The 15,939-nt window shown below is 58.9% G+C and carries 14 protein-coding genes and 1 pseudogene; 9 read left to right on the forward strand and 6 right to left on the reverse strand.

Features of this window, described 5'->3' with window-relative positions:
- On the forward strand, nucleotides 1–1,392 hold the full coding sequence (locus Electrica_RS07820; protein WP_141964181.1) for a glycoside hydrolase family 1 protein: 1,392 nt from the start codon (nucleotides 1–3) through the stop codon (nucleotides 1,390–1,392).
- A gap of 212 nt (nucleotides 1,393–1,604) precedes the next feature.
- Here the strand turns inward: Electrica_RS07820 and Electrica_RS07825 are convergent.
- A pseudogene (locus Electrica_RS07825) lies at nucleotides 1,605–1,682 on the reverse strand (SAM-dependent methyltransferase); the annotation flags it as partial.
- Nucleotides 1,683–1,805: 123 nt separating this feature from the next.
- Here Electrica_RS07825 and mdtQ point away from each other — a divergent pair.
- Nucleotides 1,806–3,251, forward strand: a complete 1,446-nt coding sequence (gene mdtQ, locus Electrica_RS07830; RefSeq protein WP_141964183.1) for a multidrug resistance outer membrane protein MdtQ — start codon at nucleotides 1,806–1,808, stop codon at nucleotides 3,249–3,251.
- Between the two features lie 55 nt (nucleotides 3,252–3,306).
- On the opposite strand, the gene Electrica_RS07835 is transcribed toward mdtQ, so the two are convergent.
- Nucleotides 3,307–3,876, reverse strand: a complete 570-nt coding sequence (locus Electrica_RS07835; RefSeq protein WP_141964185.1) for a DedA family protein — start codon at nucleotides 3,874–3,876, stop codon at nucleotides 3,307–3,309.
- 379 nt (nucleotides 3,877–4,255) lie between these two features.
- On the opposite strand from Electrica_RS07835, the gene Electrica_RS07840 reads away from it, so the two are divergent.
- Together Electrica_RS07840 and pbpG are read left to right on the forward strand one after the other, a co-directional pair.
- Nucleotides 4,256–4,843: a Yip1 family protein gene (locus Electrica_RS07840; RefSeq protein WP_100682677.1), complete on the forward strand. Its 588-nt coding sequence runs from the start codon at nucleotides 4,256–4,258 to the stop codon at nucleotides 4,841–4,843.
- A gap of 218 nt (nucleotides 4,844–5,061) precedes the next feature.
- On the forward strand, nucleotides 5,062–6,009 hold the full coding sequence (gene pbpG, locus Electrica_RS07845) for a D-alanyl-D-alanine endopeptidase (RefSeq protein WP_131048151.1): 948 nt from the start codon (nucleotides 5,062–5,064) through the stop codon (nucleotides 6,007–6,009).
- Between the two features lie 170 nt (nucleotides 6,010–6,179).
- Here the strand turns inward: pbpG and Electrica_RS07850 are convergent, their stop codons facing one another.
- Both Electrica_RS07850 and dld read right to left on the reverse strand, forming a co-directional pair.
- Nucleotides 6,180–6,734: a GNAT family N-acetyltransferase gene (locus Electrica_RS07850; RefSeq protein ID WP_100682675.1), complete on the reverse strand. Its 555-nt coding sequence runs from the start codon at nucleotides 6,732–6,734 to the stop codon at nucleotides 6,180–6,182.
- An 85-nt stretch (nucleotides 6,735–6,819) separates the two neighbouring features.
- Entirely contained in the window at nucleotides 6,820–8,565 is a 1,746-nt protein-coding gene (gene dld, locus Electrica_RS07855) for a D-lactate dehydrogenase (protein WP_100682674.1), read from the reverse strand.
- Nucleotides 8,566–8,759: 194 nt separating this feature from the next.
- Between dld and bglX the strand changes: the two genes are divergently transcribed.
- The 5 genes from bglX to Electrica_RS07880 all read left to right on the forward strand — a co-directional run bounded on the left by bglX (nucleotide 8,760) and on the right by Electrica_RS07880 (nucleotide 15,001).
- Nucleotides 8,760–11,057 (forward strand): beta-glucosidase BglX, encoded by a 2,298-nt coding sequence (gene bglX, locus Electrica_RS07860; RefSeq protein ID WP_141964187.1) that lies wholly within the window; start codon nucleotides 8,760–8,762, stop codon nucleotides 11,055–11,057.
- A 200-nt stretch (nucleotides 11,058–11,257) separates the two neighbouring features.
- Entirely contained in the window at nucleotides 11,258–12,175 is a 918-nt protein-coding gene (gene osmF, locus Electrica_RS07865; RefSeq protein ID WP_141964189.1) for a glycine betaine ABC transporter substrate-binding protein OsmF, read from the forward strand.
- A gap of 7 nt (nucleotides 12,176–12,182) precedes the next feature.
- Entirely contained in the window at nucleotides 12,183–13,340 is a 1,158-nt protein-coding gene (locus tag Electrica_RS07870; RefSeq protein ID WP_141964191.1) for an ABC transporter permease, read from the forward strand.
- A complete protein-coding gene (locus Electrica_RS07875) occupies nucleotides 13,333–14,280 on the forward strand; it encodes an ABC transporter ATP-binding protein (RefSeq protein ID WP_141964192.1) in 948 nt (315 codons plus the stop codon). The genes Electrica_RS07870 and Electrica_RS07875 overlap by 8 nt, the downstream gene beginning before the upstream one ends.
- Nucleotides 14,264–15,001 (forward strand): ABC transporter permease, encoded by a 738-nt coding sequence (locus Electrica_RS07880; protein WP_141964194.1) that lies wholly within the window; start codon nucleotides 14,264–14,266, stop codon nucleotides 14,999–15,001. Before Electrica_RS07875 ends, Electrica_RS07880 begins: the two co-directional genes overlap by 17 nt.
- On the opposite strand, the gene Electrica_RS07885 is transcribed toward Electrica_RS07880, so the two are convergent.
- Both Electrica_RS07885 and Electrica_RS07890 read right to left on the reverse strand, forming a co-directional pair.
- Nucleotides 14,976–15,089 (reverse strand): protein YohO, encoded by a 114-nt coding sequence (locus Electrica_RS07885; protein WP_004103838.1) that lies wholly within the window; start codon nucleotides 15,087–15,089, stop codon nucleotides 14,976–14,978. The two genes, Electrica_RS07880 and Electrica_RS07885, sit on opposite strands and share 26 nt — an antisense overlap.
- A 59-nt stretch (nucleotides 15,090–15,148) precedes the next feature.
- The gene (locus tag Electrica_RS07890) at nucleotides 15,149–15,880 is read right to left on the reverse strand and encodes a MerR family transcriptional regulator (RefSeq protein WP_141964196.1); all 732 of its coding nucleotides are present in this window, start codon (nucleotides 15,878–15,880) and stop codon (nucleotides 15,149–15,151) included.
- Between the last annotated feature and the right edge of the window lie 59 nt (nucleotides 15,881–15,939).

Below are 15,939 nucleotides of genomic sequence, written 5' to 3' on the forward strand. Positions count from 1 at the left end.
ATGAAGAGATTCCCGCAGACGTTTTTATGGGGTGGCGCAACCGCGGCAAACCAGGTAGAAGGCGCATATCTGGAAGAGGGCAAAGGATTATCAACCTCAGACGTACAGCCGCAAGGCGTCTTCGGCGACGTCGTTGAACGTGTACCGGGCGACAGCGGCATCAAAGATATCGCGATCGATTTTTATCATCGCTATCCGGAAGATATCAGTTTGTTTGCGGAGATGGGCTTCAACTGCCTGCGGGTGTCGATTGCCTGGACGCGTATTTTCCCCGATGGCGACAATGCTGAACCAAATGAGGCCGGTCTGGCCTTTTACGACCGCCTGTTTGCGGAAATGGCGCAGCACAATATCACGCCGCTGGTGACGCTATCGCACTATGAAATGCCGTGGGGGCTGGTGAAAAACTACGGCGGCTGGGGGAGCCGCGAGGTGATTGGCTTCTTTGAACGCTACGCCAGAACGGTATTCGCCCGCTATAAAGACAAGGTCAAACTGTGGCTGACCTTTAACGAAATCAATATGTCATTGCACGCCCCGATGACCGGCGTCGGCCTGCCGGAAGGGAGCAGTAAAGAGGCGGTCTATCAGGCTATTCACCATCAGCTGGTGGCGAGCGCTCTGGCGGTAAAAGCCTGTCACGACATCGTGCCCGAGGGCAAAATCGGCAATATGTTGCTCGGTGGTTTAATGTACCCGCTCAGCTGCAAACCGGAAGATATCTTTGAAACCCTGCAACAGAATCGCAGCTGGCAGTTCTTCGGCGACGTGCAGTGTCGGGGCGAGTATCCGGGCTACATGCTGCGCTACTTCCGCGACCACGGAATGAATATTACCATCACCGAGGCCGATCGTGCGGCGCTGAAAGAGACCGTGGATTTTATCTCCTTCAGCTATTACATGACCGGCTGCGTCACCGCCGACGAGGAGCTGAACAAAAAGGCGCGCGGCAATATCCTCAGCATGGTGCCAAACCCGCATCTGGCAAGCTCCGAGTGGGGCTGGCAGATCGATCCGCTGGGTCTGCGGACGCTGCTTAACGTGCTGTGGGATCGCTATCAGAAGCCGCTGTTTATCGTTGAAAACGGGCTGGGGGCGAAAGATAAAGTGGAGGCTGACGGCAGCATTAACGATGACTACCGTATCAGCTACCTGAACGACCATCTGGTGCAGGCGCGAGAAGCTATTGAAGACGGCGTGGAGCTGCTCGGCTTCACCAGTTGGGGGCCCATCGACCTTGTCAGCGCGTCGAAGGCGGAGATGTCCAAACGTTACGGCTTTATCTACGTCGATCGCGATGATAGCGGCAACGGCACCCTGGCGCGCAGTAAGAAGAAAAGCTTCTACTGGTACAAAGAGGTGATTGCCAGCAATGGCGGCAGCTTAAAATAGTCACCGCCTGCGGTTCCGGTGGCCGGGAAAGCGCTAACCGCCACCCGAAGAGCGGCGGGCACAGCCGCTAAAATCGCGTCGTCACCCTGCTCAAGGCCCGGATAATCCCGGGCCTTTGCGCTGATTATGTCGGCTTACGGGCATGCGGCACAAAGAGCATCGGCCACTCTTTTTCCTCATCCAGCCCCGGCTGAGCGGCGATGTGCTCCGTCGTCGAGCCCTTTTACCGGGCGGTCGAGAGTGGCATATCCTGCAAAAAATTCCGCATCGTCATAGATGTTCTGGCTCATTATCACTCCATGAATTATTTGTTTATTTTTAATTATCTGAGCATTTAGTCACACACTTTACTAAACGGCTTAATTCCATTTAATTTAGTATAACCAACCTTGTTGAGTTACCTGACCTGTCTGATGAATCTTACTCTGAGAAAACGCGTATTGGCTGGGTTCCCCCTGGTCATCGTTCTGGCTGGCTGCGCGCCGTCCCATGATATTGGCCATCCGCCTGCGCAGCAGACACCGGCCTCTCATGTGTCAATGGATCTGCCCGCGGCGGTTAAAAATGGCTGGCCGCAAAGCAACTGGTGGCAGGATTACCACGACCCGCAGTTGAATAGCCTGATTCAGCGCGCGCTGGCGAATGCGCCGGATATGCAGATTGCCGCTCAGCGCATCAGGCTGGCGGAAGCACAGGCACGAATGTCGCAAGCCAGTCTTGGGCCGGAGATGGATTTCTCCGCCGATGTTGAACGGCAGAAAATGTCGGCGGAGGGGCTGACGGGGCCGTTTGCCACGGACAGCGGCGGCAATACCGGGCCCTGGTACACCAACGGCACCTTTGGCCTGACGGCGGGCTGGGATCTGGATCTGTGGGGGAAAAACCGGGCGCTGGTGAAAGCCCGTATTGGTGAACTCAAAGCGCAAGTGGCGGAAGAGGCGCAAACCCGCGAACTGCTGGTCAGCAGCGTGGCGCGACTCTACTGGCAGTGGCAGACCGAGGCCGCGGTGAAAACCGTGCTCCAGCAGGTGAAAAGCGAACAAAATAATATTGTCAGCGTAGACCAGTCGCTGTATCAGCGCGGGATCACCAACTCGGCCGCAGGAGCGGAAAACAACATCAATGTCAGTAAAACCGACCAGCAGCTGGCGGACGCTGCGGGCAACATGAAAGAGATCGAAGCACGTCTGATGGCGCTGACCAACAGCCAGAGCCAGGCGCTGAATCTGCATCCGGTTAATCTTCCGCCGGTGAGCGCGCAGATGCCGACGGTGTTGGGGTATGAACTGCTGGCGCGTCGCCCGGATCTGCAGGTGGCCCACTGGTATATCGAGGCCTCGCTGAGCGAGGTCGATGCGGCGAAAGCGGCGTTCTATCCGGACATCAATCTGATGGCCTTCCTGCAGCAGGATGCGCTGCACTTAAGCGATCTGTTCCGTCACTCCGCGCAGCAGATGGGGCTGTCCGCCGGGTTGACGCTGCCTGTTTTCGATAGCGGCAGGCTGAACGCCAACCTCGATATTGCCAGCGCGCAGAATAATCTGTCGGTGGCAAAATATAACAAAGCGGTTGTTGACGCGGTGAACCAGGTAGCGAAGAGCGCAAGCCAGGTTGAGACCTTGATGGAGAAGAACCAGCGGCAGCAACAGGTTGAAAAGGATGCGCAGCGGACGGTGAATCTGGCGGAGGCCCGCAGGAACGCCGGGATCCTTCCTGGGTCGCGTGTCAGTATGGCCAGGCTGCCTGCGCTCCAGGAGCGCATTACCGCGCTGCGCCTGCGTGGCCAGTGGCTGGATGCCAGTATTCAGCTGACCTCAGCGCTGGGCGGCGGCTACCACCAGACCACCGGGTCGGATTAACGCCTGGCAAGGCACCTTCTGCGCGACCGGGCCTCCCGGCCGCGCCGGTTCGTCGCTACTCTTTCTTTCTCGCCTCGCGGCGCCGGAACCACCATCGTGCGGCCACCACCAGCGCGACCGCCAGAACAAGCCAGATCCCGTGCTTCAGATGCGCATCAAGATGATGCAGCCACGGTCCAATGGCTTCCCCGCCCAGATAGCCCAGCGTGGTAAATAACAGCGCCCACACCAGCGCGCCGAGCACATTCAGCGGCAGGAATACTTTTGGCGGCAGACGGCTGGCGCCGATCAATAATGGCCCGATCACCCGGAAACCGTACATAAAACGGGTCCCAATCACAAACAGATAGGGGCGGCGCTGAATCATGCGCTGTGCCTTGCGTATCCGCGCCTGATGGTGGGAAAAGCGTTTCAGCAGCTTGCCGCCAAAGCGTCGACCCAGAAGGTACAGCAGCTGATCGCCAATCATTCCGCCCAGGGCAACCGAGATAACGACCAGGGGAAATTTTAATAAGCCCTGATGCGCGGCCACGCCGCCCAGCAGGGTGATGGTCTCACCTTCCGCTATGCTGCCAATCACCAGCGCAGCGTAGCCATAATGGGAAATCAAATTATTGATATCCATGAAAAAATAAACTCCCTTACCCTTGTGCTTCCGCCGCGTGTCTGGCGGCTAATCGTGCCGGTCAGGCAACGTGAAGAATCAACGGGATCAATCATTAATGGGTTAATCATACACCCTGGGGCTTAAAACCACGTTAACCGCCTGTCTGATTAAGACTATTTTGCTTGTCATTTGAACCCGTCAGCGCTCACCAGGCGTTATTCGGGAACGTCCTTCAGGGCGGGCAGAAGAGGTGTACGCTCCGGTTTCGCCACCCTGTCGCCAATCACGCCTGGCAGGACAGGCTGTGAGCGCATTTTTATTGCTGTACATAAAATAATCTCTGAGGGTGAATTATACTTGGATCAGTGCTGTACCAGGCCGTGACAAGGGGGACGCTATGAACCATGTCTGGGGACTATTCTCTCATCCGAATCAAGAGATGAGCGTTATCAAGAGCGAAAACGAGACCATTTCGCATCACTATACGCACCATGTGCTGGTCATGGCAGCGGTTCCGGTTATCTGCGCCTTTATTGGCACCACGCAGCTTGGCTGGAACTTTGGCGATGGCACCGTGGTAAAACTTTCACTGTTTACCGGTCTGGCGCTGGCGGTGGTGTTCTACGCCGTGATGCTGGGCGGGGTAGCGGTGATGGGGAGGATTATCTGGTGGATGGCCAGAAACTACCCGCAGCGGCCATCGCTTAAACGCTGCATGGTGTTTGCCGGGTACGTCGCCACGCCGCTGTTTCTCAGCGGGCTGGTTGCGCTTTATCCGCTGGTCTGGCTGTGCGCGCTGGTGGGGACGATCGCGCTGTTTTACACCGGCTACCTGCTGTATCTCGGTATCCCGACCTTCCTGAGCATCAATAAAGAAGAGGGACTCAGTTTTGCCAGTTCCACCCTCGCCATCGGGGTGCTGGTGCTTGAAGTCCTGCTGGCGATAACCGTGATTCTCTGGGGATACGGCTACCGACTGTTTTAATGCCGTTGCGCCAGGCGACCGTCGCCTGAATCGTTTGATGAGTAAATATATTGCCGGCATGAATGGATATTTATGCCGGCAATGCAGCATTTGTTCACGATTCTTATTAGTCAGCCAGCATTCTGCCGGGGTATGATAGGGTTTGCCAGCGTTGCCTGTTTCCCCGGCCACGCAGCGTACGTTTATAACGTGCAAGAATACTTTTCAGAATGCTCACGATGCCGAAATTTCGAGTTTCTTTGCTCAGCCTGACCTTGCTTCTGGCTGTGCCTTTTGCGCCCCAGGCGCTAGCAAAAACCCCCGTGGCCGCGACGGCCCTACAGCCGGAAATTGCTTCCGGCAGCGCGATGATCGTTGATCTTGCGAGCAAAAAGATTATTTACCAGAGCCAGCCGGATCTGGTTCGCCCCATTGCGTCGATCACCAAAGTGATGACGGCGATGGTGGTTCTGGATGCGCATCTGCCGTTAGACGAGATGCTCACCGTTGATATCAGCCACACGCCGGAGATGAAAGGCATCTATTCACGCGTGCGTCTGAACAGCCAAATCAGCCGCCGCAATATGCTGCTGCTGGCGCTGATGTCTTCCGAAAATCGCGCCGCCGCGAGCCTGGCTCACCATTATCCTGGCGGCTATGACGCCTTTATTCGCGCCATGAACGCCAAGGCTCAGGCGCTGGGCATGACCCATACGCGCTACGTTGAACCGACGGGCCTGTCGATTCACAACGTATCGACCGCGCGCGACCTGACGAAGCTGCTGATGGCCACCGAGCAATATCCGCTGATCGGCCAGCTGAGCACCACCAAAGAAGACACCGCCACCTTCGCCCATCCGGCCTATACGCTGCCGTTTCGCAATACCAACCACCTGGTCTATCGGGATAACTGGAATATCCAGCTGACCAAAACCGGGTTTACGAATGCTGCGGGCCATTGCCTGGTGATGAGAACGGTGATTAATCAGCGCCCGGTGGCGCTGGTGGTGATGGATGCATTCGGGAAATATACTCACTTTGCCGACGCCAGCCGTCTGCGTACGTGGGTTGAAACCGGGAAGGTGATGCCGGTTCCAGCGTCCGCGCTGAGCTATAAAAAGCAGCGTGAAGCGCAAATGGCGGATGCGATGCTCAAAGGCGGCACGCAGACCGCGCAGAACGATTAATTTTTCCCCGGCTTCCCCCGACTTCCCGACTTCCCCCGGCTCGCGGCGCGTTGCGCCTTAGCCGGGCTACAGAACTGCGCAAGGGTAGCGCCTAGCCGGGCTACAGAACTGCGCATGGGTAGCCCGGCTAAGGCGTTTACGCCGCGAGCCGGGGATTTCGCAGCCTGATATCACTCCGGCAGCGTCCAGTCGCCATCGCCGAGCGGGCGCTGCATAATCAAGGTATCCCGCCAGTCGCCCATTTTGTAACCGACGCTGCGCAGTTGGCCCGCCACGCTAAAACCAAATTTCTTATGTATAGCAATCGACCCGACGTTACTGTGTCCGTCGCCGATAATCGCCAGCATTTGTCGCCACGGACCCTGCTCGCACTTTTCAATCAGGCGAGAGAGCAGGGCGCTACCGATGCCGCGTCCGCCCATGCCGGACTCGACATAAATCGACTCTTCAAGCGTGTAGCGATAGGCGGGGCGAGGACGGTAAAACGTCGCGTAGCAGTAGCCGACAATCGTGCCGCGCCACAGCGCCACCAGCCAGGGCAGCCCGTTGTCGCGCACGGTTTTGATCCGCTGGCGCATTTCGTCGACGGTGGGGGGAATATCTTCAAAGGAGGCGCGCCCGTTCAGCACGTGCCAGACATACAGCGCCGCGATGGCGTGCGCGTCATCGGGCAGAGCTTCGCGGATCTCTAATTCAGCGCCGTGCAACATATCCGCTTCGGACATGACGGGACTCCTTAACCAGGTTTGCCGGAGAGGCGTTTCTCCGGCGTGCAGCGTAATACAGAATCCCGTCGCTCGTCATCCCTGATTAGTGCTCTTCAGAGACATGGCTCCCGTTTGCCTGGCGCTCGCCCCAGTACTTCTGCTTACTGGTTTTACCGAGCCCCGGGTTCATGCTGTTGGTCGGGTCATTCTGGCGGTAGAACTGCTTTAAGCTTTCCGGCGCTTCATAGAGGTGGCCGACGTTATGCTCGGCCGGGTACTGCGCGCCGCGCGCCTGCAGCAGTTCCAGCATCTTCTCTTTCAGTTCGTGGGCATCGACGCCTTTTTTGACGATGTAATCCTGGTGGAAGACGTGGCACATAAAGTGACCATAATAGAGCTTATGCACCAGCTGACTGTCTATCTCGGGCGGCAGCTGCTCAAACCACTCGGTATCGTTACGGCGCAGGGCGATATCCAGTGCCAGAATATCTTCCACTTCGTCGGCGTGTACTGCCTGATAACGGATGGCGGCTCCCGCGGCGGCGAAGCGATGAAGAAACGCTTTGCTGCCTTCTTCCGGCGTGCAGGCAAAGAAATCGCCCTCGGCATTGCGGAAGTATTCCTTCAGCCAGGCCTGCGCTTCTTCGATGCCGTCGCCGGCCATTTTCAGCAGCAGGTGATGTTCATATTTATCGCGCCAGCTTTTCATCCGCTCCGGCAGGTGCGCCGGGAAGACGTGTCCGAGCTTTTGCATGAAGCGGTCGGTAAAGTGCGGCTTAAACAGCGACACTTTCTCCAGCATGGCGTCGGTGCGGCCTTTCATGGTGAAGAAGAACGGCATTTTGTCGGTGCCGAGCTTGTCGATCATCAGGAAGGTGTCTTTCCCGTAGCGCTCGGCGATGTCGTAGATATCGCGATGCATGTACTCGCCCGCCACCGGCAGATGCTCAAACCCGGCGAGGATATGGCGACGGATTTCCGTCAGCACCGCCGGGTTATTGCTGCCGATGTAAAAGACCTGCTGGCGTTTTTCCGCCGGGAAGGTATCGAGGCGCGCGGCGAATACCGCCAGCTTGCCGGCGCAGCCGGAGGATTCAAACAGACGATCCGGATCGGCATTGTAGCGCGCAGGGGTGTCGGCGTTAACGTCGCGCACGCGGGTGACGTAATCGTGGTCATGGGCGTGGCGGCCATCGTGCTGAATATCATCGTCTTTGATACGATCGTCGTCGAGGCGGCTGAGGATCTGTTCCGGCGTGGTGCCGAGGTCAATCCCGAGGTGGTTCACCAGCCGCAGCTTGCCGTTTTCGTCAATCCGGGCAAATAACGACATCTCGGTGTAGGCCGGGCCGCGCTGTACCAGCGAACCGCCGGAGTTGTTGCAGATCCCGCCGATCACCGAGGCGCCGATGCAGGACGATCCGATCACCGAATGCGGCTCGCGACCCAGCGGCTTCAGCGCTTTTTCCAGCGAGTAGAGGGTGGTGCCCGGGAACGCCAGCACCTGTTCGCCTTTATCCAGCAGGTGCAGCTTATCGAGGCGCAGAGTGCTGATGATGACTATCTCGCGGTCGTAGTCGTTGCCGCTGGGGGTTGAACCTTCGGTCAGTCCGGTGTTCGCCGCCTGCATCAAAATGATTTTATCGGCGTCGACGCAGGCGCTCAGCACGCGCCATAGTTCCAGCAGGGTACCGGGGAAGACCACCGCCAGCGCGTCGCCCTGGCCGGAGCGGAAACCTTTACGGTAGCGCTGGGTTTTTGCCGGATCGGTTAACAGATGGGAGGGGCCAACCAGTCTTGCCAGTTCCGCCAGAAAATCAGAATTCTTCGATGTTGTTGCAGGTGACATGTTCCACTCCTTGTGGTGGTACCGAAATATCGGCATTAAGCATAGCGCTTTGTATGACAATTTTGTGCGCGAATGTGTCGAAAAATCAGAGAAGAACCTTAGCATTGTGCAGGCGTCTTGTTTATATATATGGCAAACTGCGGTTTTTATTATGTTTTGCCGTAATCCCGGTTCTGAGAGAAAGAGAGATAAAAATGAAATGGCTCTGCACGATAGGCGTCGCCGTCAGTCTGGCGCTGCAACCCGCTCTGGCGGATGAACTGTTCGGCAATCACACTCTGACGCCGCAGGCCCGCGATGCGTTTGTGAGTGAACTGCTCAAGAAGATGACCGTCGATGAAAAAATTGGCCAGCTAAGGCTGATCAGCGTCGGGCCGGATAACCCGAAAGAGGCGATCCGCGAGATGATCAAAGACGGTCAGGTCGGGGCTATCTTTAATACCGTGACCCGCCCGGATATCCGCGCGATGCAGGACCAGGTCATGCAGCTCAGCCGGTTGAAAATCCCGTTGTTTTTCGCCTATGACGTGATTCACGGCCAGCGCACGGTGTTCCCGATAAGCCTGGGTCTGGCCTCTTCCTTTAACCTGGATGCGGTCAGTACGGTGGGGCGTATTTCGGCCTATGAAGCCGCTGACGACGGTCTCAACATGACCTGGGCGCCGATGGTCGACGTCTCCCGCGATCCGCGCTGGGGCCGCGCCTCGGAAGGTTTCGGCGAAGATACCTATCTGACCACCGAAATGGGACGGGCGATGGTCGAGTCGATGCAGGGTAAGAGCCCGGCGGATCGCTACTCGGTGATGACCAGCGTGAAGCACTTTGCCGCCTATGGCGCGGTGGAGGGGGGCAAAGAGTACAATACCGTCGATATGAGCCCGCAGCGCCTGTTCAACGACTATATGCCGCCGTATAAAGCGGGGCTGGATGCCGGGAGCGGCGCGGTGATGGTGGCGCTCAACTCGCTCAACGGCACGCCGGCGACCTCCGATGCCTGGCTGCTGAAAGAGGTGCTGCGCGATGACTGGGGCTTTAAAGGCATCACCGTCTCCGATCATGGCGCAATCAAAGAGCTGATCAAACACGGCGTCGCCTCCGATCCACAAGATGCGGTACGGGTGGCGCTGAAGTCGGGCATCAACATGAGCATGAGCGATGAGTACTACAGCAAATACCTGCCGGGACTGGTTAAATCCGGTAAGGTGACGATGGCGGAGCTGGATGATGCGACGCGCCACGTACTCAACGTCAAATATGATATGGGTCTGTTTAACGATCCGTACAGCCACCTCGGCCCGCAGGGGTCCGACCCGCAGGATACCAACGCCGAAAGCCGTCTGCATCGCAAAGAGGCGCGCGAAGTCGCGCAGCAAAGCCTGGTGCTGCTGAAGAACCGTCTGGAGACGCTGCCGCTGAACAAATCGGCGACCGTTGCGGTTATCGGGCCGTTGGCCGACAGCAAGCGCGACATGATGGGCAGCTGGTCGGCGGCGGGCGTGGCGGATCAGTCGGTAACGGTGCTGACCGGCATCAAAGACGCGCTGGGTGACAAAGGCAAGGTGATATATGCCCGCGGCGCCAACGTGACCGACGATAAGGGCATTGTCGATTTCCTTAACCTGTATGAGAAAGCGGTGCAGGTCGATCCGCGCTCGCCGCAGGCGATGATCGATGAAGCGGTAGCCGCGGCGAAACAGTCCGACGTGGTGGTGGCCGTGGTGGGCGAGGCGCAGGGCATGGCCCATGAGGCTTCCAGCCGCACCGACATTACCCTGCCGCAGAGCCAGCGCGATTTGATTAGCGCCCTGAAAGCCACCGGCAAACCGCTGGTACTGGTGCTGATGAACGGTCGTCCGCTGGCGCTGGTGAAAGAGGATCAGCAGGCTGACGCTATCCTCGAAACCTGGTTCGCCGGGACCGAGGGCGGCCATGCTATTGCCGATGTGCTGTTCGGCGATGCCAACCCGTCCGGTAAACTGCCGATGTCGTTCCCGCGCTCGGTGGGGCAGATTCCGGTGTACTACAGCCACCTCAATACCGGCCGTCCGTACAATGCTGACAAACCGAACAAATACACCTCCCGCTACTTTGATGAAGCGAATGGCCCGCTGTATCCGTTTGGCTACGGTCTGAGCTACACCACCTTTAGCGTCTCCGACGTGAAAATGTCGGCGCCGACCATGCCGCGCAATGGCAGCGTCACCGCCAGCGTGCAGGTGACCAATACCGGTAAACGCGAAGGGGCGACGGTGATTCAGCTCTACCTGCAGGATGTGACCGCCTCGTTGAGTCGTCCGGTGAAAATGCTGCGTGGCTTCAAACGGGTGACGCTGAAACCAGGCGAGACGCAAACCGTCAGCTTCCCGATTGAGGTGGATGCGCTGAAGTTCTGGAATCAGAAAATGAAATACGACGCCGAGCCGGGCAAATTTAACGTCTTTATTGGCGTCGACTCCGCCCGCGTCAAGCAGAGTGAGTTTGAGCTGCTCTAACAGGGGACGCGGCGGGTTTCACCGGCCGGGTAAGGCGCCCGTCGTCGCCCGGCGGAAACGCCGGCGCCCCGTTTAAAACAGGTTTGTCAGCAGTCGCAAAGGCCGAATATTCGGCCTTTTCTTTTTACGCAGCGCTAAATGAACTACGCTTTTCTCTTAAGCTCCTGTTAATGGAGCGCAAATTAAAGAGGGACGCGGGGATGATAAAGGCACGTATTTGGTCAGGTGCGCTGGCGCTGGCCGCGCTGATCAGCCTGCCGCTTCAGGCGGCGGAGCCGGTCAAAGTGGGCTCAAAAATCGACACCGAAGGGGCGCTGCTGGGCAATATCATTTTGCAGGTTCTGGAAAGTCATGGCGTGAAAACCGTGAATAAGATCCAACTGGGCACCACCCCGGTGGTACGCGGGGCGATTACGGCGGGGGAACTGGACATTTACCCGGAATACACCGGCAACGGCGCCTTCTTCTTTAAAGACGAAAACGATCCGGCGTGGAAGAACGCACTGCAGGGTTATGAGAAGGTCAAAACCCTCGATGCGCAGAAGAATAAGCTTATCTGGCTGACGCCCGCGCCGGCCAATAACACCTGGACCATTGCCGTGCGTCGGGATCTGGCGGAAAAAAATCATCTGACCTCGCTGGCCGACCTCAGCACCTGGCTGCAAAAAGGGGGCGACTTTAAGCTCGCCGCCTCCGCCGAATTTATCGAACGCCCGGATGCGCTCCCGGCCTTTGAAAAAGCCTACGGCTTCAAGCTCAAGCAAAGTCAACTGCTGTCGCTGGCCGGGGGCGATACGGCGGTGACCATCAAAGCGGCGGCCCAGCAAACCTCCGGGGTGAATGCGGCAATGGCCTACGGAACCGACGGACCGGTGGCGGCGCTGGGGCTGCAAACGCTCAGCGATCCGCAGGGCGTACAGCCGATCTATGCTCCGACCCCGGTGGTGCGCGAAGCGGTGCTGAAAGCCTATCCGCAAATCGGCCAGTGGCTGCAGCCGGTCTTTGCCAGCCTTGACGAGAAAACGCTGCAACAGCTCAATGCCAGCATTGCCGTGGAAGGGCTGGACGCGAAAAAAGTTGCCGCAGATTATCTGCAGCAAAAAGGGCTGCTGAAGTAGATTATTCGTGGCTATTCGCTGTTATAACCGCGTATCGCTGCTGCTGGCCAGTTTACTGCTGCTGGTGGTGGCCCTGCCGTTCGTCAACTATGCGCCTAACCGTCTGCTGTCCGGGGAAGGGCGCTGGCTTTGGCAGCTCGCGCCGTGGCTGATGGCGCTACAGGTCGGCGGCGCGCTGCTGCTGATTCTGCTCTGCTGGTTGCCGGGGCGCAGGCCGCTGCTGCTGAGCTTGCTGATGCTGGATGCGCTGCTGGCGCTGCTGTTCTGGGGGACGGGGCAGACGGCGGTACAGCTGGCGCACAGCGGCTCCCCGCTGGCCCGCACGTCACCGGGAAGCGGCCTGTGGCTGGCTCTGGCGCTGTGCTTACTGCTGGCCAGCGAGACTATCCGGCGTCTGACCACCCGGGCACACTGGCGCTGGCTGCTCAATGCGCAAATCTGGTTGATTCCCTGTGTGCTGCTCGGCAGCGGAGCGCTGAATCAGCTCTCGCTACTGAAAGAGTATGCCAACCGCCAGGAGGTGTTTGATGACGCCCTGCGTCAACATTTGACCCTGCTGTTTGGCACGCTGCTGCCGGGTCTGCTGATCGGGCTGCCGGTGGGCATCGGCCTCTGGCGTCGGCCGCGCTGGCAGGCCCCGGTGTTCACCTTTCTCAATGTTATTCAAACCATTCCCTCCGTCGCGCTCTTTGGTCTGCTGATCGCGCCGCTGGCCGGCCTCGCCCGCCATTTTCCCGGGCTGGCTGAACGCGGTATTTCCGGCACCGGGATGACGCCCGCGCTGATTGCGCTGGTGCTGTATGCGTTACTGCCGCTGGTTCGCGGGGTGGTTACCGGTTTACAGCAGGTACCGCGCGATGCGCTGGAGAGCGCTGCGGCGATGGGGATGAGCGGCGCGCAGCGCTTCTGGCACGTGCAGCTGCCGCTGGCGCTGCCGGTTCTGCTACGCAGTCTGCGGGTGGTGAGCGTGCAAACCGTCGGCATGGCGGTGGTCGCGGCCCTGATCGGCGCCGGCGGGTTTGGCGCGCTGGTGTTCCAGGGACTGTTGAGCAGCGCGCTGGATTTGGTACTGCTAGGGGTGATTCCGACGATTGCGCTGGCGGTGGTCGTCGACGCGCTGTTTGCGCTGTGGGGGGCATTATTGAAAGGAGAGGCGGGTGATTGAATTTGACGGGGTGAACAAATCCTTCGCCGGGCTGCCGGCGGTGAAAAACCTGAACCTGCACCTGCGCGAAGGCGCGTTCTCGGTCCTGATCGGCACCTCCGGCTCGGGGAAATCGACCACCCTGAAAATGATTAACCGGCTGGTCGAGCATGACAGCGGCACCATCCGTTTTGCCGGGCAGGATATTCGCCAGCAGCCGGTGCTGACGTTGCGTCGGCGGATGGGCTACGCCATTCAGTCTATCGGCCTGTTTCCGCACTGGACGGTCGCGCAGAACATTGCCACCGTCCCACAGCTGCAAAAATGGCCGGCGCGCAAAATCACCGCGCGCATTGACGAATTAATGGCGCTGCTGGGGCTGGAGCCGACGCTGCGGGCGCGCTATCCGCATCAGCTCTCCGGCGGACAGCAGCAGCGCGTTGGCGTGGCGCGGGCGCTGGCGGCCAATCCTGAAGTCCTGCTGATGGACGAACCGTTTGGCGCGCTGGATCCGGTTACCCGGGAGGCGCTCCAGCAGGAGATGATCCGCATCCATCGGCTGCTCGGGCGGACGATTGTGCTGGTGACCCACGATATTGATGAAGCGCTGCGGCTGGCGGATCACCTGGTGCTGATGGACGGCGGCGAGGTGGTGCAGCAGGGGACGCCGCTGCAGATGCTGCTTGAGCCTGAAAATACCTTCGTCGAGACTTTTTTTGGCCGCAGCGAACTGGGCGTCCGGCTGCTGTCGCTGCGCGGGGTGGGCGACTATCTGCGGCGCGATGAACGGCTTACCGGCGATACGCTGAACGTCGCGATGACGCTGCGCGAAGCGCTGTCGCAGTTTATTGCCCATCGCTGCGAAGTATTGCCGGTCGTGGATGAACAGGGGCAAGCGTGCGGGACGCTGCATTTTGCCGATCTGCTCGGCGAGGAGGTGCGGCATGCGCGTACTTCGTGATCCGCTGCTGTGGCTGCTGGCGCTGTTTATCGCTATTTTGCTGCTGCTGCCTTACAGCACGCCGTTGTTCAGCGCGCTGTTTCCCGATCTGCCGCGCCCGGTGTATCAGCAGGAGAGTTTTGTCGCCCTGACTTTTGCCCATTGTTGGCTGGTGGCGTTTTCCAGCCTGGCGGCGACGGCGGTGGGCGTCGGGGCCGGGGTGGCGGTGACGCGTCCCGCTGGCCGCGAGTTTCGTCCATTGGTGGAGACCATTGCCGCGATGGGGCAAACGTTCCCGCCGGTGGCGGTGCTGGCGATTGCCGTTCCGGTGCTGGGGTTTGGCTGGCAGCCGGCGCTGATTGCGCTGGCGCTGTATGGCATATTGCCGGTCCTGCAGGGGACCCTGGCCGGACTGAGCGCCGTGCCGCCGGGGGGCGTGAGTATCGCTAAAGGGATGGGCATGACGGGCTGGCAGAGACTTATCCGCGTGGAGCTGCCGCTGGCCGCACCGGTGATGCTGGCCGGTATCCGCACCTCGACCATCGTCAATATCGGTACGGCGACCATTGCGTCAACGGTCGGGGCGAATACGCTCGGCACGCCTATCGTTATCGGCCTGAGCGGATTTAATACCGCCTATGTTATTCAGGGGGCGCTACTGGTGGCGCTGGCGGCGATTATCGTCGACCGCGGCTTTGAGCGGTTGCACCGGCGAATCAGCCGACACCACCGCGCACAATAAACGAGTAACCGGCCAGCATGACGCCGCCGATGCCGCTGATGGCCATGAATAAGAAGAGGGTGATAACCGCAATTTTCGCTGGCTTCATAACAGGCTCCTGATGTTAACGGAGGGATTATACGGTGAAGCACAGGTGTTAATGAAACATTAATTGCTATTTAGCCAGATAACGTGACCCTGCTGCTGCCAGGCCTGGAGCTGCTCCTGCTGCGCGAGGGTCGGCGTTTCGCCGCACCAGACCAGCAGGGTGCTGTCAGGAAACAGATCGGGGCGAATCTGCGTCAGAGAGTGGGGGAGGACATCGACCCGCCAGCCTTGTTCGCAGGCGATCCAGCCCTCCATCCACAGCCGCGTGGTATCGTTGACATTCCAGCCGAGCACCAGCGCATGGCTGCCCGGACGTTTCCAGGCGCTGGCGAGGCTATGCGCGACATGGTTGATCAGAATCCCGTCGAGGATGCTGCGCAAGGCGCTAAGCGTCGGCTGCGGGCTGAGCAGGCGGTGGCGTAAGGGGATAAACAGATGGTTGACCAGGGTCAGCGCCGTATAACTATGGTTGCGCTCTTTGATCCACAGCCGTAAACGCGAGTAGTTGCCGTCGTGGAGATACCCCAGCAGAATCTCCTGCTGCTGCCGCCAGCCGTCTTCTTCTCCGCTCATGTTGTCGTTAAGCAAGGTTTTGACCTTACTCACCTGAACGCCGGAATCAATCCAGCGCTTAATCTCGCGGATACGGTCAATTTCCTGCTCGTTAAACAGGCGATGCCCGCCGTCGGTGCGCTGCGGTTTCAGCAATCCATAGCGCCGTTGCCAGGCGCGAAGCGTTACGGGATTGATGTCACAAAGCTGAGCCACTTCACCAATCGTATAAAGCGCCATATATCCCCTCCCGCAAAGTCTCCCCTATAACTGTAGAAGCTGTTTACGGAAGAGGAAAT

Source organism: Klebsiella electrica, from assembly GCF_006711645.1.
GTDB classification, from domain to species: domain Bacteria; phylum Pseudomonadota; class Gammaproteobacteria; order Enterobacterales; family Enterobacteriaceae; genus Klebsiella; species Klebsiella electrica.